This window comes from Pandoraea anhela, assembly GCF_902459655.1.
Taxonomy (GTDB): domain Bacteria; phylum Pseudomonadota; class Gammaproteobacteria; order Burkholderiales; family Burkholderiaceae; genus Pandoraea; species Pandoraea anhela.
In genome coordinates this window covers 13,855-33,336 of record NZ_CABPSB010000029.1, presented here as the reverse complement: position 1 = coordinate 33,336, position 19,482 = coordinate 13,855, and the positions used below count along the sequence as shown (strand labels likewise).

The following is a 19,482-nucleotide window of genomic DNA, read 5'->3' as shown; positions in this document are numbered from 1 at the left end:
TCGCCGTCGGTGGTCTCTGTATGCTTCCCCGGCTATTTGAGGGGCGATTGCCGACACCTTTTCCTATGTGAGTGGGCCTGCAACGCAAGAGCCTGTGGTCAGCGGCACTGCGATTGGGGGCAACATTGCTGCTCACCTGTTCAAAAGTGCTGGTTCCGTCGATGCCTGCAATAATCTGACGATCCATTCGGCCTGCGGTATCACCGGGTATCGCGGTTCTTGATCTTCCCAGAGGGGGGCTAACGTGGACGCGACTTGCCTGAAGCCAGATGCCCGCCGCGAAAACGCCAAGAACGAATCCAGCCAGAGCTAGTATTAGTGCAGCCATGCGAATTTGGATCAGCAGCTCTTCCGTTATGTGGTCGGATGCACGAAGTGACAACTGACAGAGCACCATAAGTTCGCGATAGTCGTCAGCCCAGTTTTGTCTGCTCGTTCCCGAAGTCGGTGTTGGCTCAGGAGGGGGCGGTACACGTGCGGTACAGCTGTAAGTTTCGCTAGACACCTCTAAATTTTTTTGTGTTCATGTAAGTTGTTGAAAACATTTGATTTTTCATTTTTCTCCTTCGCTGATATGCCCCAACTGTCTCCACGCAGACAGTGTTAATCGCAAACTCATAATCCCTTGGTCGCTGGTTCGAACCCAGCACGGCCTACCAGGAATAGGGCCAGCAGATCACGGTCTGCTGGCCCTTTTTTGTTGTCCGAACGAATACGAATACCAACACGAAGACCCGCACGAACGGAGCACACGGCAATGGAAGTGGAAGAGGGGGTGATCGATGCTGTCGACGAATCGCGCGGGCGGTTCGTTGTGCACTTTGCATCGGGAAGTTATGCGGTGTTCGAGATGTTCCGGCAGCCGGGGCAGGAAAAAGGCGCTGCGCGAATTGCCGTCGGAGAGACGGTTCGCGCGGCGGCGGCCAGCACTGGAAAGATCGTCGTGCTGAACATGTCGCGTAAAGTCCCGCTGCTCGTGAACGGCTTGAGCGGTCCGCAAAGCCGGAACGAATGCCTTCGAGCGATGGCGGAATAACGCTTTGCGTATCAGGCCGGTTGCTGCTGCGTCGTGCAATGAATCCCGCCGCCGGCAATGCCGTCGATATCGAGTTGGACGATCTCGCGTTTCGGAAACAGGTCGCGCAATGTGTCCCGCGAGCGCCTGTCCGTCGCGCTATCGCCGAACTGCGGTGCGATGACGGCGCCATTGCACACGTAGAAGTTGACGTATCCGGCAGCGAATCCGTCCGACGCATAAGTGTTCCGTACGCTGTCCGGGCCGGGCAGGACGACCACTTGCAGCTTGCGGCCGGCGGCGTCAGTGGACTGACGCAGAACATCGAGATGGCGTTTCGTCACGGCATGATCGTAAGACGATGTGTCGTTATCCAGATGCGCGATCACCACGCCGGGACGCGCGAAGCGTGCATAAAAATCGGTGTGCCCGTCGGTAATATCCTTGCCGGCGATCCCGGGCAACCAAAGAATTTTGCGCAGCCCAAGCAAGCGCATCAACTCGGTTTCGCAAGCCGTTTTGCTCCAGCCCGGATTGCGATTGCGGTTCAGCACGCAACTCTGCGTGATGATGGCGGTGCCGTCGCCGTCGACTTCAATGCCGCCGCCTTCGAGTACCAGACGCGTCGTCAATCGGCGAACGTCGGCTTTCGCGGTGACGAACGCGGCGACTTCGGCATCGTCGTCGCAAGTCTGCTTGCCACCCCAACCGTTGAAGTTGAAATCGATGCCGGCCATCTCGCCCCGGGAGCCGCGAACGAAGACAGGGCCTGTGTCGCGCATCCATAGATCGTCGATGGGGCGGACGATCAGATTGACCTTGTTGCCGCACATGCGGTGCGCCACCTCGTAATCGTCCTCGCGAACCAGCATGTTGACGGGTTCGAAGCTGCCGATCGCCTGCGCGATGCGGGCGAGTCCTTCCTGCGCCGCGCGCTGGAGACGACGTCCCCACACGGCTTCGCTCGGCCCGAACGCCATCCACGTCGCGGCATGACGATCGCTCTCGTCCGGCATGCGCCATTCGGACACGCCGCCGGCGAACGCCGCGCGCATCAACCCACCGCCCCACGCGCCCGCGAGCATCGTTGCCCCGGATACGGTCAGTCCCGTCTTCATAAAGCCTCGCCTTGTCGGCATTTCCCAATTCTCTTGATGATGTTGCGCACGGTGACGCCGTCGAGTGACCGCGTGTGCGTCTGCGAGTCTGGCAGTTCACGCAGTTTGAGGTACGGCATCGATAAAGAAAAACGAGATGTTTTGTTACTATTGATCAAATTTTCTCATATCTTCGGAGGCGCAATGACTCGGCAGCGAATACCGTCGCTCAAATTGCTCATGGGGTTCGAGGCTGCCGCACGGCACGGGAATTTCTCGAGAGCGGCCGACGAATTGCATGTCAGCCAGTCGGCCATCAGCCATCAGGTGCAGCAGTTGGAGGCGGAAGTCGGTCAGCCGTTGTTCCGGCGTGTGGGCCGGGGTGTCGAACTGACGGTGGCGGGCGAGGTGTTGCAGCGTAGCGTGCAACGCTCGGTCGATACGTTACGCAGCGGGTTGGGCCGCATCGCGACGTATCTGGATCCCGGGCTGGTGGTCGTCGCCGGGCCGGCGCAAGTGTTGCACGGCTGGTTGAGTCCGCGTCTCGACGATCTGCTGGCGCGCGTGCCGGCGCTTTGCCCAATGTTGTCGACGGACGAATCGGCGCGCTTCATCGACGAGATGGACATCGATATCGCGATCAGCGATCGGCCGCTTCGGCAGACGGCATTGAACGAGGTGCCGTGGCTGAAGGACGAATGGGTGATCGTGGCGGAGGCGGGGCTCGCGAGGCGACTGGCCGATGTTCCGCTGGTGAAGCACCCGGAAATGGCGGCGCTCCTCTGCCTGGAAGAGAGTTTCACCCTCGACGACACGGCGGCGCTCTTTCGTCATCAACTCGCGCCGTTTCGCAAACAGGCGATCTACGATGACGCGCGGCTGTTGCTCGACGCTGCGCTGCGAGGCCGGGGGATCGCCTGTGTCTCACGCCTGGTTGCCGACGAGTGTCTGCGGCAGGCGCGCCTGAGCATACTGAGCGGCTATCCCCGCATCGAAGGCCGCACGTGGTGGGTCTCGCGCGTGGCCGGCGAGCCGCGCTCGCCGGTGGTGACAGCGGTCTTCGACTGGTTGATCGAGACGGCCGGTCGCGATTGAATCAAGCCGAGACGGTGGCGCCTGTCGAGCGTCCGGGTTTCGGTCCCACGCCGGGTTTCACCTGCAACATCGCAAATACCCCGATCGCCGTGGCGACCGCTGTGGCGACGAACATCGACGAGTAGCCATACTTCGCCGACAGAATGCCTGCCAGCGTCGGGGCAAGCACCGAAGCGATGTTTGCGATGAAGTGCATCAAGCCGCTGAACGTGCCCACACGTGTCGGCGCCGTGTCGATCACAACTGCCCAGTACACCGAGTTTGGCAGCGCATTGAGCGCGTTGCCCAGCGTCATCAGCGCAATCACGGCCCACACGCTCTGCGCTTGCGATACCAACAGGAAGCACAGCGTCGTGCAAGTGAGCGACGCTGCGGCAAACCAGCTGCGCGCGATCACGAGCTTGCCGGTCTTGCGGTACAGCCAGTCGGAGATGCGTCCGCCGAGCAGCACCGTCACGCATGCCCCCGTCCACGGAATCATGCCGATGTACCACATCGACGACAGCGTGAAATGGAACTCGTCGGCAAGATACTTCGGGGTCCACGTCAGCAGCATGAAGTTGACGTAGACGAAGGCGAAATATCCGATCGAGTTGAATACCAGCGTCTTGCTCCTGAAGAAGCTCCACCACGGCATTTCGCGGGCGGCAGCGGCCGACGACGCGTGCTGCGGCGCGCGTCCCGCCTGAATCTGCGCGACCTCCGCCGCATTCACGCGCGGGTTGTCCTCCGGGCGATTCGTGTAGACGCGCGCGAACAGGGCAATCAGCACGAAACCGGCCACGCCGAGCACGACATACATCGTGCGCCAGCTATCGGTGAGCATCAGCAAACCCACCGCTACCGGCGCCGTGAGCAGCGCGCCCAGCGGCGTGCTCAGCAGCCCGATCGAGACCGCGAAACCGCGCTCCGACGGCGAGGCCCATGCCGACATCGTCTTGTTGATGATGGAGTAGGCCGGTCCCTCGGCGAAGCCGAACAGCACGCGAATCGTGGCGAAACCCGTGAGCGCCGAGCCACCGAAGACCGCCACCCCGAGATCGCCCGCCCAGATCATGGCGATGGCGAATGCGGACCAGGCAACGCCGGCGATCACCCACACCTTCTTCGCACCGAGGCGGTCAGCCAGCGCGCCGCCGAAGAGCGCGCCGAACATGTAGCCATAGCCGAAATAGCCCAGGACGGCGCCCCATCCCGCCCGGTCGAAGCCGTATTCCGATGTAATCTGCGCGGCAGAGTACGAAATCGCGCCCCGGTCGATGTAGTTCACGAGGGCGATCACCACGATCAGCGCGAACATGGCGAATCGGTATCGGGTCGCCCCGGTGGCCGGATGGCCCACAGTGGTTGGTTGCATGACGTCTCCTGACAAGGGTTTCTCTCTGGGGGAGTGTCGCGAAGCGCGCGGTGCCCTTCGCAAACGGTTGTCGATTATATATAATGCACAATGCATATCAACCGAAATTAAATACGCCTCCACTTCCCCGAATCCTTCCGTCATGACAAATTCTCATCACTCGCCTACCACGCGTCCTACGGTTGCCGTCGCTTCGCTCGGCGGCACGATCAGCATGACGCCCTCCGACGCGGCGGGCGGCGTCGTTCCGACCCTCGACGCCACGCAACTCGCCCGCGCCGTGCCGGGACTCTCCGACGTTGCGACGATCCGTACGGCATCGTTGCGTCAGTTGCCGAGCGCGTCGCTGGGTTATGACGACCTGATGGCCGCGCTGACGTGGGCGGAGCAGCAGATCGACGACGGGGCGAGCGGGGTCGTGCTGACGCAGGGCACCGATACGCTGGAAGAAACGGCGTTCCTGCTGGATCTGTTCTGGAAGTCGCCGGCGCCGCTCATCGTGACCGGGGCGATGCGCGCGCCGCAGGCGGCAGGTGCCGACGGTCCGGCCAATCTGCTCGCCGCCGTGCGCACGGCGTGCCATCCGGACAGCGCCGGGCGCGGCGTGCTGGTCGTGATGAACGACACGGTGCATTACGCGCGCTGGGTCAGCAAGCGCGACGCGTTGGCCGTGCAGGCGTTCGAATCGCTCGACGGCGGTGTCGCGGCGCGCCTCGTCGAAGGGCGTCCCACGTATTTCCACGGACGAACGACGCGTGCGCAGCCGTTACCCCGGCCGGTGCGCGCGTGGCCGAAGGTCGCATTGGTGACGGCGGTCCTCGGGGACGACGGGGAACTCGCGGAGATGGCGGTGAAGGGCGGTTACGAGGCGCTCGTGATCGCGGCGCAGGGCGCGGGACACGTGTCGTTCGGCTTCGCGGAGCGGATCGGTTCGCTGGCGTCGCAGGTGCCGGTCGTGATCGCGAGCCGTGCAGGAAGCGGCTCGACGGCGTCGCAGACGTACGGTTACGTGGGCTCGGAAATCGATCTCGCGCGACGGGGCGCTCACTTGTCCGGCTGGTTGTCTGCGCTCAAGTCGCGACTGCTCGTGAGCGCGCTTCTGGCCTCGGGCACCGTCGCCGCAGACATCGCAGACGCGTTGGCGAATTGGAGTAAACTCACGCGTCAATAAATCTTCACACGACACGCCTTTGAAAAGCACGTCCTCCGCATCTGGCACGCTATCGAGCGCCCCGGGCTCGTCCGCCACGTCGGGCCGCCGCCGGCTCACCGCGTATCAATACGCCATCGAGACCCTGCGCACGGAGATTCTGCAAGGCCGCCTGAAGGCGGGGGACCGGCTGCGTCAGGACGATCTTGCGCGCCGTCTCGAGATGTCGACGACGCCTGTGCGCGAAGCCTTGCGCACGCTGGTCTCCGAAGGGCTGGTGTTTTTCGACGTGCATCGCGGCGCGGTCGTGCGCGGTCTCACGATCGACGACGTCAATGAGATCTATCGCCTGCGCATGACGCTGGAGCCGATGATGGCCGAGCAGGCGATGGCGACGATGCGCGAAGCGGACATTGCCCACGCGCAGGCGTTGCACGACGAGATGCTCGCGACGACGGACGTCGTCAAATGGACCGAACTGAATCAGGCGTTTCACGCGGCGTTGTGGGCGTCGCAGGACGACTCCCGTCTCGCGCATCTGATCAAGACCTTGCGCGACGCGTCCGGTCCCTACATTGCGTTGTCGCTCTATATGCGGCCCGTGCATGTCGACGTGAGCAATCAGGAGCACCAGACGATGCTCGACGAGTACCGCGCCCGTGATGTTGCCGCCGCACGCAAGCATACGCAGTCGCATCTCGACGCGACGCTGCGCATCATCGTTCAGGCCATCGAGCAAAGCGAAGCCGAAGCGGCGGCAAACGACTGACGTTCGCGATGTGCCGTTTTCTCTTCGTATCCCCAATGCTTCGCTATCCGTAACGATAGCGTCGGGTGTGTTTTTTGCCCGCTTGCGATGCTTTTTCGGGGTAACTGTCGGCCTGATTTTCGGGTTAACACCTAAAGTTTTCTCAACGCCTGCCGTAACGTCTTAGGTGGAATCTCCCACCTCGTGGAGCCGGTAGCCTGGGTGCCGGTCTCCTGTCTTTCGATCCCCCTAGCCGCAGGCCTGCCTCGACAGCATGACAGTCTCTTCCCTTAGAACACGCATCATTCTGATCGCGTGTGCCACCGTCATTGGCGCACTGATCCTCTCCGGCATTACCACTTACGTCATCGTGCGCAACAGCATGATGTCCACCATTTCCGACACGCTCGACGCCGTGGCGCGCGGCAACACGCTGGCCGTGGAGCGCTGGGCCGCTGCCAAGGGGCAGTCGGTCGTAGGCACTGCCGCCGCCGTCGAAAAGGGCGAGCAAGGCGTCGCCCTCACGAAGTTGCTCGGCGCGACCAACGGTTTCCCGATCTCCAGCATTGGCTGGAGCGACAAGTCTTACTTCTCCAGCGGCCCCACGCCGCCCGACTACGACCCGACCGCACGCCCCTGGTACAAGGGGGCGACGGCCGCCGGCAAATTGACCGTCGTCAAACCGTATGCCGATATCGCGTCGGGCAAGCTGTACGTGTCGTTCGCCGCGCCGATTCTGCGTGACGGTCAGACGCTGGGCGCCGTGAGCGGTGCCGTGCCGCTCGACGCCGTGCAGGATGTCGTCAAGGCGGTGCACCCCACGCCGTCGAGCCTCGCGTTCGTGGTCTCGCGCGACGGTCTCGTGATCGCGCACCCGGACGAGAAGCTCATGCTCAAGCAGTCGAGCGATCTCGCCACCGCGCTCACACCCGACGCGCTGGGCCAGATGGTGCACGCGAGCGAGCCGACGGAAGTCGAACTCGGCGGCGCCGCCAAACTGATCAAGGCGCAGCCGGTGCCGGGCACCGACTGGCTGTTCGTCGTCGCACTCGACAAAGCGGAAGCCACGGCGGGGCTCTCGCGCGTGCTGAGCGGCACGGTCATCTCGCTGATCGTGCTGACGTTGTGCGCCATCGGTATCGCGAGCTTCTTCGCGTCGAAGGCATTCCGCCGCCTGTCGCAAGTGCGCGACGCCATGGACACCATCGGCTCGGGCGGCGGCGACCTGACGCGTCGCCTCGATGTCGTCGGTCATGACGAAGTCGCGCAGATCTCGAAGTCGTTCAATGCATTCGTCGACAAGATCAGCACCGTGATGCTCGACGTGCGCTCGGGGGTGCACGGCATGACGTCCGCCACGAGCGAAATCGAGATGGGCAACCGCGATCTGTCTCAACGCACCGAAGCGTCTGCCGGCACGTTGCAGGAAACCTCGGCGGCGCTCACGGAACTGACGGCGAGCGTGAGGCAGACGGCCGAGGCCGCCGAGCAGGCCACGCGTCTGGCCAACGACGCGAGCGAAGCCGCTGCGCGTGGTGGCGATGTCGTGACCGGCGCCGTCACCACGATGAGCGAGATTGCGCAGTCCTCGGAGCGCATTACCGAAATCATCGGCGTGATCGACGGCATCGCGTTCCAGACCAACATTCTTGCACTCAACGCCGCCGTCGAAGCGGCACGCGCCGGCGAGCAGGGCCGCGGCTTTGCCGTAGTCGCCGGAGAAGTGCGCACGCTGGCGCAGCGCAGCGCTGCGGCCGCGCAGGAAATCAAGACGCTTATCGAAGCGTCGGTGCAAAACGTCAATAGCGGCACGCAGCGTGTGCAGGCCGCGGGCGACACGATGGGGGAAATCGTCGACGGCATTGCGCGCGTGCGCCGCCTGATCGGTGAGATTCACACGGCCATGACGGAGCAGAGCACCGGCATCAGCCAGATCGATCGCAGTGTGGCCGAGATGGACCAGTCCACGCAGCAGAATGCGGCGTTGGTGGAAGAGTCGGCCGCTGCTTCCGCCATGCTCAGCGAGCAGGCACGCAATCTGGCCGACACGGTGGCGCTGTTCCAACTGCGCGAACCTGGCCGGCATGGCGTGACGGTCGTGCATTCGCAGCGCGGTGGCCGCCCGCCACAACGCAACGAACCGGCGCTCGCCGCCTGAGCGTCTTCTCGCGCCGCATCCTTCTCTCCCTCCCCCGAAGCGACCGGCATTCCTGCTGGTCGCTGCCCCCGTGCCGGATTCTCCGTGTTCTCTATGTGCCTCGTGCTCTCCGGATTCGCAGTATGAGCAGGATTCTGGCGCACAATAGACCGCACGCCGGCGGCGCTTTCCCGGTTTCCCGTCCCCTCTGAATGCGGAAATCGCGGCGCGTGGTCGAGATCGCGCACGATACGAATTCTCGCCGCCGGACCTTCCCTCACTCGTAGGAGAAACGTCATGGCGAATCGGCAATACTCCGGTGGATGTCATTGCGGTGATTTACGCTTTACCGCAGATATTGATTTGTCCAAAACAATTACGTGCAATTGTTCTATTTGCAAGAAGCGTGGATTGATTCTTGCATTTACACCCATCGCGAATTTCTCGCAAACGGCGGGTGAGGGAAGCGCGCGGGAATATCTTTTTAATAAACACAAAATTCGGCACCAGTTCTGCCCGAATTGTGGGGTTGAAGCGTTTGCGTTCGGGCAGATGCCCGACGGCTCGACGATGGCGGCAGTCAATGTTCGCTGTATCGACGACATCGATCTCGAGGCGGTCCATCCGGCGGCGTTCGACGGCGCCAGCCGGTAGCCTAAGGGGAAGGCTTTCGGCGTGCGGACAGCGCATCACGGTGCGTCCGTGACCCGCTTTGTATTTTAATTTATAGATAATTTAATATATTTTAATGGATATTATTGAGGGGGTTTAACAAATAAAACCGGCATCCGAGAATAATCGGTTTGCGATTAAATTTCGGCTTATTGAAATAACGTGAAAGTCATTCTGTGAGAATCAGGGTATTATTGGCTCAAGTTTTTTGAATGGTCGCCCGTTATGGCATGCGATTGTTATCGTTTTATCGCATATGGAGCGGGCATGAAGGTCTTGAGTAGTCTCAAAATCGGCACACGGCTGAGTGTCGGGTTCGCCATCACGTTGATTCTGTTGTGCATCGTGGGTGGCATGGCTGTTTTGCAGGCCTCGCGCATCTATGGCGGTACGCGCGATCTCGCCGATAACTGGCTGCCCAGCGTGCAGATGCTGGGCACGGCACAGGCGGCCGCGAACGCCACGCGGCGCGCCACGCTCGCGCTGTTGCTCTCGACCGACGAGACGACGCGTGCGGACGAAACGGCCAAGCGTCAGGCGGCGATCGACACCATGAACACGACGCTCGACGCTTATAAGGACATGATCGCGTCAGACGAAGACCGTGTCGCCTACGAGGCGGTGCGCGAAGCCTGGACCCGCTACCTCGCCATCGACAACCGCGTCGCCGATCTGGAGAAGGGCGATAGCGACGCGAAGGTGCTGGCACGTTCCGTTGCCATGGCCGAGGGGACCAAACCGTTCTCTGCGCTCTCCGCGAAGCTCCGGGCGCACGTGGAAGTCAACCGTGCCGGGGCGACGCGTGCGTCGGAGGCGGCCACCAGCAACTATCACACCGCATTCGTCGCGACGCTCGTGCTGATTTTGGTGGCGCTGGTCGTGGCGAGCGTCATCGCATGGCTCATCACGCGCTCGATCACCGTGCCCATCGGCTGGTGCGTGGACATTGCGCGGACGGTGGCGCGCGGCGATCTCAGCTCGCGTATCGAGGTGCATGGGCAGGACGAACTCGCCCAATTGCTCGGCTCGCTTCGCGACATGAACACCAAGCTCGCGCAGGTCGTGGGACAGGTGCGCAACACCAGCGAAAGTATTGCGACGGGCTCGGCGCAGATCGCGGCGGGCAACACCGATCTGTCGTCGCGCACGGAGCAGCAGGCGGCGTCGCTCGAGGAGACGGCGGCGAGCATGGAAGAGCTCACGACCACCGTCAAGCAAAACGCGGATAACGCGGAGCAGGGCAACGTGCTGGCGTCGAACGCGTCGCAAATCGCCCTGCGTGGCGGTGAAGTGGTGCGCCAGGTGGTCGAGACGATGCGCGAGATCTCGGACGGCTCTGCGCGGGTGGCCGATATCACGAGCGTGATCGAGGGCATTGCTTTCCAGACCAACATTCTGGCGCTCAACGCCGCTGTCGAAGCGGCGCGCGCAGGCGAGCAGGGGCGCGGCTTCGCCGTTGTTGCCGGTGAAGTGCGAACGCTCGCGCAGCGCAGCGCCAACGCGGCGAAGGAGATCAAGGAGTTGATCGACGCCTCGACGCGGCAGGTGAGCGATGGCGCCAAGCTCGTGGCGGAGGCCGGCGGCACCATGGACGAAGTGGTGCATGCCATCAAACGTGTGACCGATCTGATGGCGGAAATCGCTGCGGCGTCGACCGAGCAACGCACGGGCATCGAACAGGTCAATCAGGCGGTGATGCAGATGGATACCGTCACGCAGCAGAACGCGGCGTTGGTGGAGGAGGCGTCGGCGGCGGCACAGTCGATGGCGGCGCAATCGAGCGGCCTGCGCGAATTGGTGTCGATCTTCAGGATCGAAGGGGGGCCCATCAGGGGCAACGGTTGATGGCCTGATGGTCTGACGACGTGATCGGGCCGTGGTGTGCCTGATGTGTGCCTGATGTAAAAAACGGCTCGCCCGCGTATGCCGGCGAGCCGTGAATGCCGGAACGCTCTCACCAGCGTCCGGCCCATGAGACCGCATGCGTCTCACGTTCTTCTCGGCATCGGCGAGTCTTGTGAACTCCACCGATGCCGGCCAAGCGGCGTCCGGTCGCCTGCCCCCCGGCAATGGCGGCCGGCGCCGATGTCGGTGGCGGCTCTGGCGGCTTCAGCGGATTTAGCGGCGCCGGCCGGCTGCCGCAACCGACCGTGACCGCTCGCTGTCGCCCGACCTAATTGCCTGCCAGCATCGCGCCGCGCTCGCGCAGATTGACGTGCAGATCGAAAGCGCGCTCCAGCGCGTGCGGCGTTTGCCCCCCGTAACGCAGGGCGTCGCGATAGTACTCGCGCAGCACATCGCGATAGCTCGGATGTGCGCAGTTGTCGATCACCAGATTCACACGTTCGCGTGGCGCGAGCGTGCGCAGATCGGCCAGGCCCTGTTCCGTCACGATGATGTCGACGTCGTGCTCGTTGTGATCGACATGCGGCACCATCGGCACGATGCTCGAAATCTTGCCGTCCTTGGCGATGGATTTCGTCGCGAAAATGGCCATGCGCGCGTTGCGGGCGAAGTCGCCGGAGCCGCCGATGCCGTTCATCATGTGCGTGCCGCCGACGTGCGTCGAATTCACGTTGCCGTAGATGTCCACTTCGAGCGCGGTGTTCAGCGCGATCAACCCCAGGCGCCGGATGACTTCCGGATGGTTGCTGACTTCCTGCGGACGCAGCACGAGCTTGTCGCGATAGCGCTCCAGATGCTTGAACACGCGGTCCTGCACGGCTTGCGACACCGTGATCGAGGAACCCGAAGCGAACACCATCTTGCCGGCGTCCATCAGATCGAAGGTCGAGTCCTGAAGCACTTCCGAGTACATCGTCAGGTCTACGAAGGGCGAGTCGATGAAGCCGGTGAGCACCGCGTTGGCAATGGTGCCGATGCCCGACTGGATCGCGGGCAGCGTGCGCGGCAGGCGGCCGCGCGAGACTTCGTGCTGGAAGAATTCGATCAGATGGCCGGCAATGCGCTGCGTGTCGGCGTCGGGCGGCAAGGCGTTGGAGGCGCTGTCCGGCGTGTCGGTGATGACGATGGCCGCGATTTTCTCGGGCGCGATCTTCACCACGTTCGTGCCGACGCGATCGCGTACGTCGACGATAGGCAGTGGCGTGCGGTGCGGTCGCTGACCCGGAATCCAGATGTCGTGCATGCCCTCGAACGCGAGCGGCTGCGCGAGGTTGATCTCGACGATGACCTTTTGCGCGAGGATCGCGAAGCTTGCCGAGTTGCCGACCGACGAGCTCGGCACGAGCCCGCCGTCTTCCGTGATGGCGACGGCTTCGATCACGGCGACGTCGAGCGCGCCGAACTGCCCGGCGCGCAGGAATTCGACGGCCTCGGAGAGATGCTGATCGACGAACATCACGTCGCCGCGATTGATCGCGCTGCGCAGTGTGGTGTCGACCTGAAACGGCAGACGCTTGGCGAGCAGCCCCGCTTCCGTGAGCGTCTTGTCGGAGTCGTGCCCCAGCGATGCGCCCGTGATCAGCGTGATCTTCATGGGATGGTTTTTTGCCCGTCTGGCCAGGGCGATCGGCATGTCCTTGGCGTCGCCGGCGCGGGTAAATCCGCTCATGCCGACCACCATGCCGTCGCCGACGAGCTTGGCTGCGTCGTCGGCGCTCATCACCCGGTCGCGTAGCGACGCCAGGCGAATGCGGTCTTCAAACATCGTGAGGCTCCTCGTGTCTCTTCTCTCGATCTATTTTTTGAATCGCTGGGATTCCCGGCGCGGCCGCGATGGGTGAGCCGGTCTGCGCTTGATCCGAAGTGTATTGACCCCTCGGTCACATTTCCAATATATTGAACGCGTTGTTTCCATACTTTTTATGTATTGATTTGGCAAAGTCCGGTGGCGCCGGGCTGACCGGGGAGCGGTTATGGAATTGCGGCATCTGCAATATTTCATTGCTGTCGCGCAGGAGCGTCATTTCACGCGGGCGGCGGCGCGTGTCGGGATTCAGCAACCCCCGCTCAGCCTGCAGATCCGTCAGTTGGAAGCGGAGTTGGGCGGGCCGTTGTTCGTGCGCCTGCCTCGCGATGTCGTGCTGACGGAACTGGGGGAGGCGTTCTTGCCGGAGGCGCAGCAGATTCTGGAGCGTGTGGCCCGGACCAAGCGCCGCATGCAGCAGATTTCACGCGGTGAGGCGGGGCACATCCGCATCGGCTTCGCCGGGGCGACCTACTTCGAACCCCGCATTCCGGCCTGGATTCGTGATTTCCGGGCGCGCTATCCCGACGTGCAACTGCATCCGCAGCAGAGCAATACCGCGAGTCTGCTGAGCGCTTTGACGCAAGACGCTGTCGACGCCGCGTTCATCCGCACGCCGTTCGAGGTTCCGGACGGAATCGTGAGTGCGCTGGTGGCCGACGAGCCGATGGTCGTGGTGCTGCCGCTCGGACATCCGATGTGCGCGCGCGAGCGCGTGCCGCTCGCCGCGCTCGCGCAGGACGCGTTTATTTTGCTGCCGCGCGACATCAGCCCCGCGCTGTACGACCGGACGATCGCGGCCTGCGAGGCGGCGGGTTTCCGTCCGACGTTGGGGCAGGAGGCGCCCCAGATCACGTCTATCGTGCCGATGGTGGCTGCGGGTTTCGGCGTGTCGCTGGTGCCGGCGTCGGTGAGTCAGATCCGCACGCCGGGCATGGGCTTCTGGCCGATCGACGCCGCCGGGGGGGACGTGCCGCTCGCACCCATCAGTCTCGCCTATCGCGCCGACCATGGGTCGGCGGCGCTCGATCGTTTCATTGCGATGATGCCGGGGAATGCGCTGGATTCACCGCGCTCTGCGGACAATCCCGTCGATGCGACTCAGTGATAACCGCGCTGGCGCGGGCTGGGCAAGGCGTCGTCGTCGGTCGGCTCCCAGCCGTTCGCGCGTAATCTGCCCGTGAGCAACGGATGGATCATCACCGCGTAGAGCAGACATGTCGCTGGCAGCGAGAGCGCCAGAAACGACTCCTTCCAGAGCAGCGCGGGGCCGATGGCGAGCAGCGTCCATAGCAGCGCATGCCGGGGGAACCCGTTCGCCAGCAGGTAGAGCGGGCCGAGAAAGAAGGCCGCGATGCAGGACAAATGCGAGATCTCGATGACGTCACCGCTCGCCGGATTGCGAAATTTGAGTGTCATGGCGGGGGGCGGTGTCGTATCGGGAGTGCGGAAGTCGGCAAAGTAACCGAGTCCCGACCCCCTTTCGTCCTACTGATGTGCCACGGATGTCTCAACGGTGTCCTACCGTCCCCCAAGGGGAAAATACGGGTCGTAACGGCGTGGTCGTGGCAGGCAATTGTCTGGGAATCCGATGTATCGGGCGGGCGGTGCGCTACACTGCGAGCAAGCCCCGCCACGGGGCACTACCGTGGACGCCACTTTCCATGCAAACGCTCAGAAGGCTGACCCGCTGGTTGCCGGTGCTTATCGGTGCCGTGGCGGGTATGCTGGTCATGCTGTTGATTGGTCAGGTCTTGCAGACTCGCGCCGACGATTTTCGTCTGCGCGCTTATGTACAGGACATCATGGGCTTCATGGGCGATGCCTCGCTCTCGAGCCGCAACGCGTTGCAGGACGCCATGTACAGCGGCGCGCTGCCCTGTACCGACGCCGACATACTCGCGCTGCGTCGCGTCGCCATGCGCAGCCCGTATTTTCACGATATCGCCCGCGTTCACAGCTCGCGGCTGCTGTGTTCCGCCGTGGCCGGTCGATTCGCCCCGACGCCGGAGTTGCCGCCGCCCGACCACGAGACGCGAACGGGCATGAAACTCTGGCACACGCTCACGGGCATCGTGACGCCGGGCGTGCAGGTCAACGCCATCGGCATGGGCGATGTGGTGGTGTTCAGTCCGTCGGTGTTACCGGTGCGGCTCGGCAGCCCGGCGCCGGGATTCGCCTCGGTGGCGTCGACGGGCGACATGCGGTTTCAGTTCTGGCGCGCAGGGAAGTTCGAGGACCAGCAGCGAATCAAGCTGGGCAAGACCTCTCGCTGGCTAGATATCGGGACAATCCGTCAATTTTCGTTGTGTTCGAGCAGTGTGGATGTGTGCGTGTCGGCGGTCTATACGTCGTCGCGACTGATGGCCAATCCATGGGGATTGTGGCTGGCGCTTGCCGTCGGCGCGGTGGCGGGCGCTGCACTCGGGGTGTCGTGGCGCTCGCGACGTCGCTATCGCATGTCCATCGACTGGCTGGCGCAAAAAGCCGCCGAATCCGGGGGCATCCACCTTGTTTATCAGCCGCTGGTGCGGCTGCGCGACGGCAAGATGGTCGGCGTGGAGGCGCTCGCGCGCCTGAACGACAGCGATGGCCATCCGATTTCGCCGGACATGTTCATTCCGATTGCCGAGCGGCAGGGGGTGATCGGCCTGATTACGCGTCAGGTGGCGCGCCGGGCGCTGATCGAAATGCATGGACGTGCGCTTGCCGACCCCGAATTCCACATCAGCATCAATCTCGCGGCGACGGATGTCGTCGACCTGACGTTCCATGCGTACTTGAATCATTTGGCGGCGTCGCTGCGGGTGCCGCGCGCGCAAATCGCGCTTGAAGTGACCGAGCGCTCTACCGATAGCATGGCGAAGCTGCGCGAGGCGCTGGATCGGTTGCGTGTCGACGGCTACCAGATTCACATCGACGATTTCGGCACCGGCTTTTCCAATCTGGCCTATCTGTCGACGCTGAACGTCGACGCGCTGAAGATCGACCGCATGTTTACGCAGGCGATCGGCAAAGACACCGTGGGCAGCGCGATCGTCGATCAGATCTGCAAGATGGCGACACTGCTGGGCTTGGACGTCATCGTGGAAGGCCTGGAGACGCAGGAGCAAGCCGATTACATGCTGTCGATTCACCCCGATGTGATCGGGCAGGGCTGGCTGTTCGGCAAAGCGGTCGCCGCCGATGATCTGATGCCGGAGCCCGGCGTCGCGGTGCACACGTATCAGGCAAATTACCGAGAATAACGACACCGATTCGGGACTACAGTGAAATCACCGTGGTCCTGATGTGCCCCCGACCTCCACGGACTGTCCGGCTCGCTACTTTGGCGAGCCGCTTTTTTTTCGACCGGGAGTCGATATTCCTGAACATGTTACGATTTCCACAAAAAGCAGCATCGATGAACCAGTCCGTAGCTGCCGTTTGAAAGAAGGGGACTCATGACAGATTCGTTCAAATTCAACTGGCAATATGTCAGTCGTACGCCGCCGGGGCGTCCATTCGAACTGGCGGGCGCCATTACGCCGCGTGCCGACAAACGCTTCGACGGTGCCGTCGACGCCTATTGCGAAGGCAGCTATATCGGACGCTGCGAGTTTTCCAGCATCGACGCGGATTGTGCGTCCGATGCGGCCGCGCAGATTCGCAAGCGGATCGAGTGCCGCATCGAAGATCGCGTGGCGAACGAACGCAAGACCTCCCACTGAGATCACGCCCGCACCGCGTGCGGGGTCATTCGCCGCCGTTCTCGCGTCTCACACCGATCGGCGCGTTGCTGACACGGTGACATGCTGACACGTCTTGGTCGCCAAGGCGTTCGTCAATGCGTTCTTTAAGGCGTTCCTTAAGGCGTTTAAGGCATTCTTTAAGGCGCGCGTCGCACCGGTTCCCCCGCCACCCCCCGAGTTCAATGCCAATCGCGCGTGTACGTGCGCGTGTGCGCGCGCGCTCATCAAGCCTGTCACCCGGCGACCCGTCGCGACGACGGCGGGGGGACGTAATCGGGCGGCACGGGGGATCCGTTCGGATAGGTGGGGTAAGTCGGGTAGAGCGGGTAGGGCTGCGCGCGTGCCGGTTGCGCCGGCGGCCGGTAGTCCGGCGGAACCGGTGAGCCATCGCCGGGTTGAAAATCCGGCGGCACCGGAGAGCCGTCCGGATAAGACGGCGGCGGCGTCGGCTCTACCGGTGCGGTCACGATGCTCGGCGTAGGGACCGGCGCCGTCGTGACGTCGGCGCTGCCGATGGACCCCGGCGCAGCGCGCAGGGCTTGCGGTGCCGTCGGGGTGGGAGAGAGCGTTAGCGCGCCTCCGGGGTATTGCACGACATAGCAGCCGGCAAGCGGCAAAACGCAAACAAGAATGGCAAGCGGCGCGATTTTCATGGCGACGAGTGTAGCGCAGGAATCCGCGTGCGCTGCATGGCCTCACGCGCCATTGCATTACGTTCCGTTAACCTACCCATCCCGGCACCCCCGATGGATCGCGGCCATCCCGTTATCGACGGGCAAAAAAAACGGCCAGCGCGTTGCTGGCCGTGAAATCCACCAGGAGGAGGTGGAGGAGACAGGTGCAACTATATCAGGGAAATCCCTAGACGGGTAAACCTCTGGCAAAAAAACCTGTAGAAAAACAACATCTGCGACAATTCGCCGCTTTTTCTGAGGCGATTCGCCCATTTCCCCGCCCAACATAGGCTTTCGGCATGTTGGGTAGGCATTTTCCCATCGTCAGTATGGAGAAAAACCACAAACATCTATGCCGTTATCGATGCCGTTACCGATGCCGTTACCGATGCCGTTATCGATGCCGTTTACCAAGGCGTGCGGACTTGCCTCGCGATCGGGCATTTTCCCGGATGTCTGCCATTGGCGCCCCACGGGAATTCGCCGCTCGACTCAGTGTTAACGCTAGGCATTGATTTACGTTGGGAGATATAAAATTCCGCAAAGCGTAATTTCTCGTGCGGGCGGGCGATGCGGTGTGCCCGTGGATTCTGCGCATGAGATGCCCCGCTGCCTGAACGGGGCGGCGCGGAGCCCGCGAGGCGAGCGTCAGTCAGGTCGACAAACCGGCGCCTCGACCGGGACGCAATACCACGAAGTTGCGAGAACGTTTGGAGACAGCATGAAAGCAGCAGAAGTGAATGTCGGCGCATTGATCGACGAGAGTCGTCTGGGCGCCTACCAGTGGTGGGTGATCGTGTTGTGCGCGATGTGTCTGGTGGTTGACGGTTTCGACGTGCAGGCCATGGGCTATGTGGCCCCGGTGGTCATTCGTGAGTGGGGCATTGCCAAGGAGACGCTTTCGCCGGTGTTCGGCGCGGGGTTGTTCGGCATGCTCGTCGGCTCGCTCACGTTCTCGGCGCTCGCCGACAAATTGGGGCGTCGTCCGGTGCTGATCGGCGCGACCTTGTTTTTCTCGGTGTGCATGATCGTCACCGGATTCGCCAACACCATTACCGAACTGGTCGTCTGGCGTTTTGCCGCCGGTCTGGGACTCGGCTGCATCATGCCCAACGCGATGGCGCTTGCGGGGGAGTACAGCCCGCGCCGCATTCGCGTCTCGCTCATGATGATCGTGTCGTGCGGCTTCACGCTGGGCGGCGTGGTCGGCGGGCTCATTACGGCCGCGATCATTCCGAGCCTCGGTTGGCGCGCGGTGTTCTACATCGGTGGTGCAATTCCGCTGGTGCTCGGCGTGTTGATGTGGATCTCGCTGCCCGAATCGATTCAGTTCCTGATGTTCGGGAAGCGCGACAGCGCGCGCATTCGCAAGCAACTGTTGCGCGTCGCGCCCGGCGCGAACGTGCCCGCTGACGCCCGCTTCGTGCTCGACGAGCAAAAAGCCGGGGGCGTGCCGTTCATCGAACTTTTCAAGGACGGCCGCGCGCGCGTGACGATGCTGCTCTGGGTCGTCAACTTCGCCAACCTGCTCGACATGTACTTCCTGTCGAACTGGCTGCCGACGGTGATCCGCGATGCCGGCTATTCCACGCAAGTGGCGGTGATGGCCGGCACCGCGCTGTGGGCGGGCGGCGTGATCGGCACATTGCTGCTGGGGCGCGTGATCGACCGCGTGGGCTTCACGAGTGTGCTGGCCGTCACGTTCCTGATCGCCATTGCCGCAACCGCGGCCATCGGCAATCCGGTGGTGATGGTGTCGATGGTCGCGGTGTTCATCGCGATCTTCTTCGCGGGCTTCTCGATCATCGGCGGTCAGCCGGCGCTCAACGCGCTGGCGGCAACGTACTACCCGACGTCCTTGCGCTCGACAGGCATCGGCTGGAGTCTCGGCATCGGCCGTATCGGTTCGGTGCTGGGGCCGGTGCTCGGCGGGGCGCTGATGCATCTGCAATGGTCGTCGTCGTCGCTGTTCCTCGCGGCAGCCGTCCCGGCGTGTGTTTCGCTGATCGGCGTGCTCGCCATCGCCCGCACGCAGCGCGGCGACGGTGGCCATCTCCGTGCAGCGACGGCCGGTTGAGCCGGCCATGGTGGTGCGGG

Annotated in this window: 16 protein-coding genes; 11 read left to right on the top strand and 5 right to left on the bottom strand. The window is 63.0% G+C overall.

Features of this window, described 5'->3' with window-relative positions:
• The first annotated feature begins 757 nt into the window (after nucleotides 1-757).
• Entirely contained in the window at nucleotides 758-1,036 is a 279-nt protein-coding gene (locus tag PAN31108_RS24535; protein WP_150671373.1) for a hypothetical protein, read from the top strand.
• A gap of 11 nt (nucleotides 1,037-1,047) precedes the next feature.
• Here the strand turns inward: PAN31108_RS24535 and PAN31108_RS24530 are convergent, their stop codons facing one another.
• Complete coding sequence (locus PAN31108_RS24530) at nucleotides 1,048-2,154, bottom strand: agmatine deiminase family protein (protein WP_150671372.1); 1,107 nt, start codon at nucleotides 2,152-2,154, stop codon at nucleotides 1,048-1,050.
• 162 nt (nucleotides 2,155-2,316) lie between these two features.
• Between PAN31108_RS24530 and PAN31108_RS24525 the strand changes: the two genes are divergently transcribed.
• Entirely contained in the window at nucleotides 2,317-3,207 is an 891-nt protein-coding gene (locus tag PAN31108_RS24525) for a LysR family transcriptional regulator (RefSeq protein WP_150671371.1), read from the top strand.
• Between the two features lies 1 nt (nucleotide 3,208).
• Here PAN31108_RS24525 and PAN31108_RS24520 read toward each other — a convergent pair whose 3' ends face one another.
• Complete coding sequence (locus tag PAN31108_RS24520) at nucleotides 3,209-4,564, bottom strand: MFS transporter (RefSeq protein WP_150671370.1); 1,356 nt, start codon at nucleotides 4,562-4,564, stop codon at nucleotides 3,209-3,211.
• Nucleotides 4,565-4,706: 142 nt separating this feature from the next.
• On the opposite strand from PAN31108_RS24520, the gene PAN31108_RS24515 reads away from it, so the two are divergent.
• The 5 genes from PAN31108_RS24515 to PAN31108_RS24495 all read left to right on the top strand — a co-directional run bounded on the left by PAN31108_RS24515 (nucleotide 4,707) and on the right by PAN31108_RS24495 (nucleotide 11,116).
• Nucleotides 4,707-5,735, top strand: a complete 1,029-nt coding sequence (locus PAN31108_RS24515) for an asparaginase (RefSeq protein WP_150671369.1) — start codon at nucleotides 4,707-4,709, stop codon at nucleotides 5,733-5,735.
• Nucleotides 5,736-5,754: 19 nt separating this feature from the next.
• A complete protein-coding gene (locus PAN31108_RS24510; RefSeq protein ID WP_150671368.1) occupies nucleotides 5,755-6,483 on the top strand; it encodes a GntR family transcriptional regulator in 729 nt (242 codons plus the stop codon).
• Nucleotides 6,484-6,736: 253 nt separating this feature from the next.
• Nucleotides 6,737-8,620: a methyl-accepting chemotaxis protein gene (locus PAN31108_RS24505; RefSeq protein ID WP_150671367.1), complete on the top strand. Its 1,884-nt coding sequence runs from the start codon at nucleotides 6,737-6,739 to the stop codon at nucleotides 8,618-8,620.
• Between the two features lie 276 nt (nucleotides 8,621-8,896).
• Nucleotides 8,897-9,253, top strand: coding sequence for a GFA family protein (locus tag PAN31108_RS24500; RefSeq protein WP_150671366.1), 357 nt, complete (start codon nucleotides 8,897-8,899; stop codon nucleotides 9,251-9,253).
• 285 nt (nucleotides 9,254-9,538) lie between these two features.
• Nucleotides 9,539-11,116, top strand: coding sequence for a methyl-accepting chemotaxis protein (locus PAN31108_RS24495; RefSeq protein WP_150671365.1), 1,578 nt, complete (start codon nucleotides 9,539-9,541; stop codon nucleotides 11,114-11,116).
• A gap of 328 nt (nucleotides 11,117-11,444) precedes the next feature.
• Here PAN31108_RS24495 and scpC read toward each other — a convergent pair whose 3' ends face one another.
• Entirely contained in the window at nucleotides 11,445-12,941 is a 1,497-nt protein-coding gene (gene scpC / locus PAN31108_RS24490) for a succinyl-CoA:acetate CoA-transferase ScpC (RefSeq protein ID WP_150671364.1), read from the bottom strand.
• A gap of 208 nt (nucleotides 12,942-13,149) precedes the next feature.
• Here scpC and PAN31108_RS24485 point away from each other — a divergent pair, with 208 nt between their 5' ends.
• Nucleotides 13,150-14,088: a LysR family transcriptional regulator gene (locus PAN31108_RS24485; RefSeq protein ID WP_150671363.1), complete on the top strand. Its 939-nt coding sequence runs from the start codon at nucleotides 13,150-13,152 to the stop codon at nucleotides 14,086-14,088.
• On the opposite strand, the gene PAN31108_RS24480 is transcribed toward PAN31108_RS24485, so the two are convergent.
• The gene (locus PAN31108_RS24480) at nucleotides 14,082-14,399 is read right to left on the bottom strand and encodes a hypothetical protein (RefSeq protein WP_150671362.1); all 318 of its coding nucleotides are present in this window, start codon (nucleotides 14,397-14,399) and stop codon (nucleotides 14,082-14,084) included. The genes PAN31108_RS24485 and PAN31108_RS24480 overlap by 7 nt on opposite strands.
• Before the next feature lie 245 nt (nucleotides 14,400-14,644).
• On the opposite strand from PAN31108_RS24480, the gene PAN31108_RS24475 reads away from it, so the two are divergent.
• Nucleotides 14,645-16,228: an EAL domain-containing protein gene (locus PAN31108_RS24475; protein WP_174995134.1), complete on the top strand. Its 1,584-nt coding sequence runs from the start codon at nucleotides 14,645-14,647 to the stop codon at nucleotides 16,226-16,228.
• Between the two features lie 195 nt (nucleotides 16,229-16,423).
• Nucleotides 16,424-16,690: a hypothetical protein gene (locus PAN31108_RS24470; protein ID WP_150671360.1), complete on the top strand. Its 267-nt coding sequence runs from the start codon at nucleotides 16,424-16,426 to the stop codon at nucleotides 16,688-16,690.
• A 254-nt stretch (nucleotides 16,691-16,944) separates the two neighbouring features.
• Here PAN31108_RS24470 and PAN31108_RS24465 read toward each other — a convergent pair whose 3' ends face one another.
• On the bottom strand, nucleotides 16,945-17,364 hold the full coding sequence (locus PAN31108_RS24465) for a hypothetical protein (RefSeq protein ID WP_150671359.1): 420 nt from the start codon (nucleotides 17,362-17,364) through the stop codon (nucleotides 16,945-16,947).
• A gap of 742 nt (nucleotides 17,365-18,106) precedes the next feature.
• On the opposite strand from PAN31108_RS24465, the gene PAN31108_RS24460 reads away from it, so the two are divergent.
• Nucleotides 18,107-19,462: an MFS transporter gene (locus PAN31108_RS24460; protein WP_150671358.1), complete on the top strand. Its 1,356-nt coding sequence runs from the start codon at nucleotides 18,107-18,109 to the stop codon at nucleotides 19,460-19,462.
• Nucleotides 19,463-19,482 lie beyond the last annotated feature (20 nt).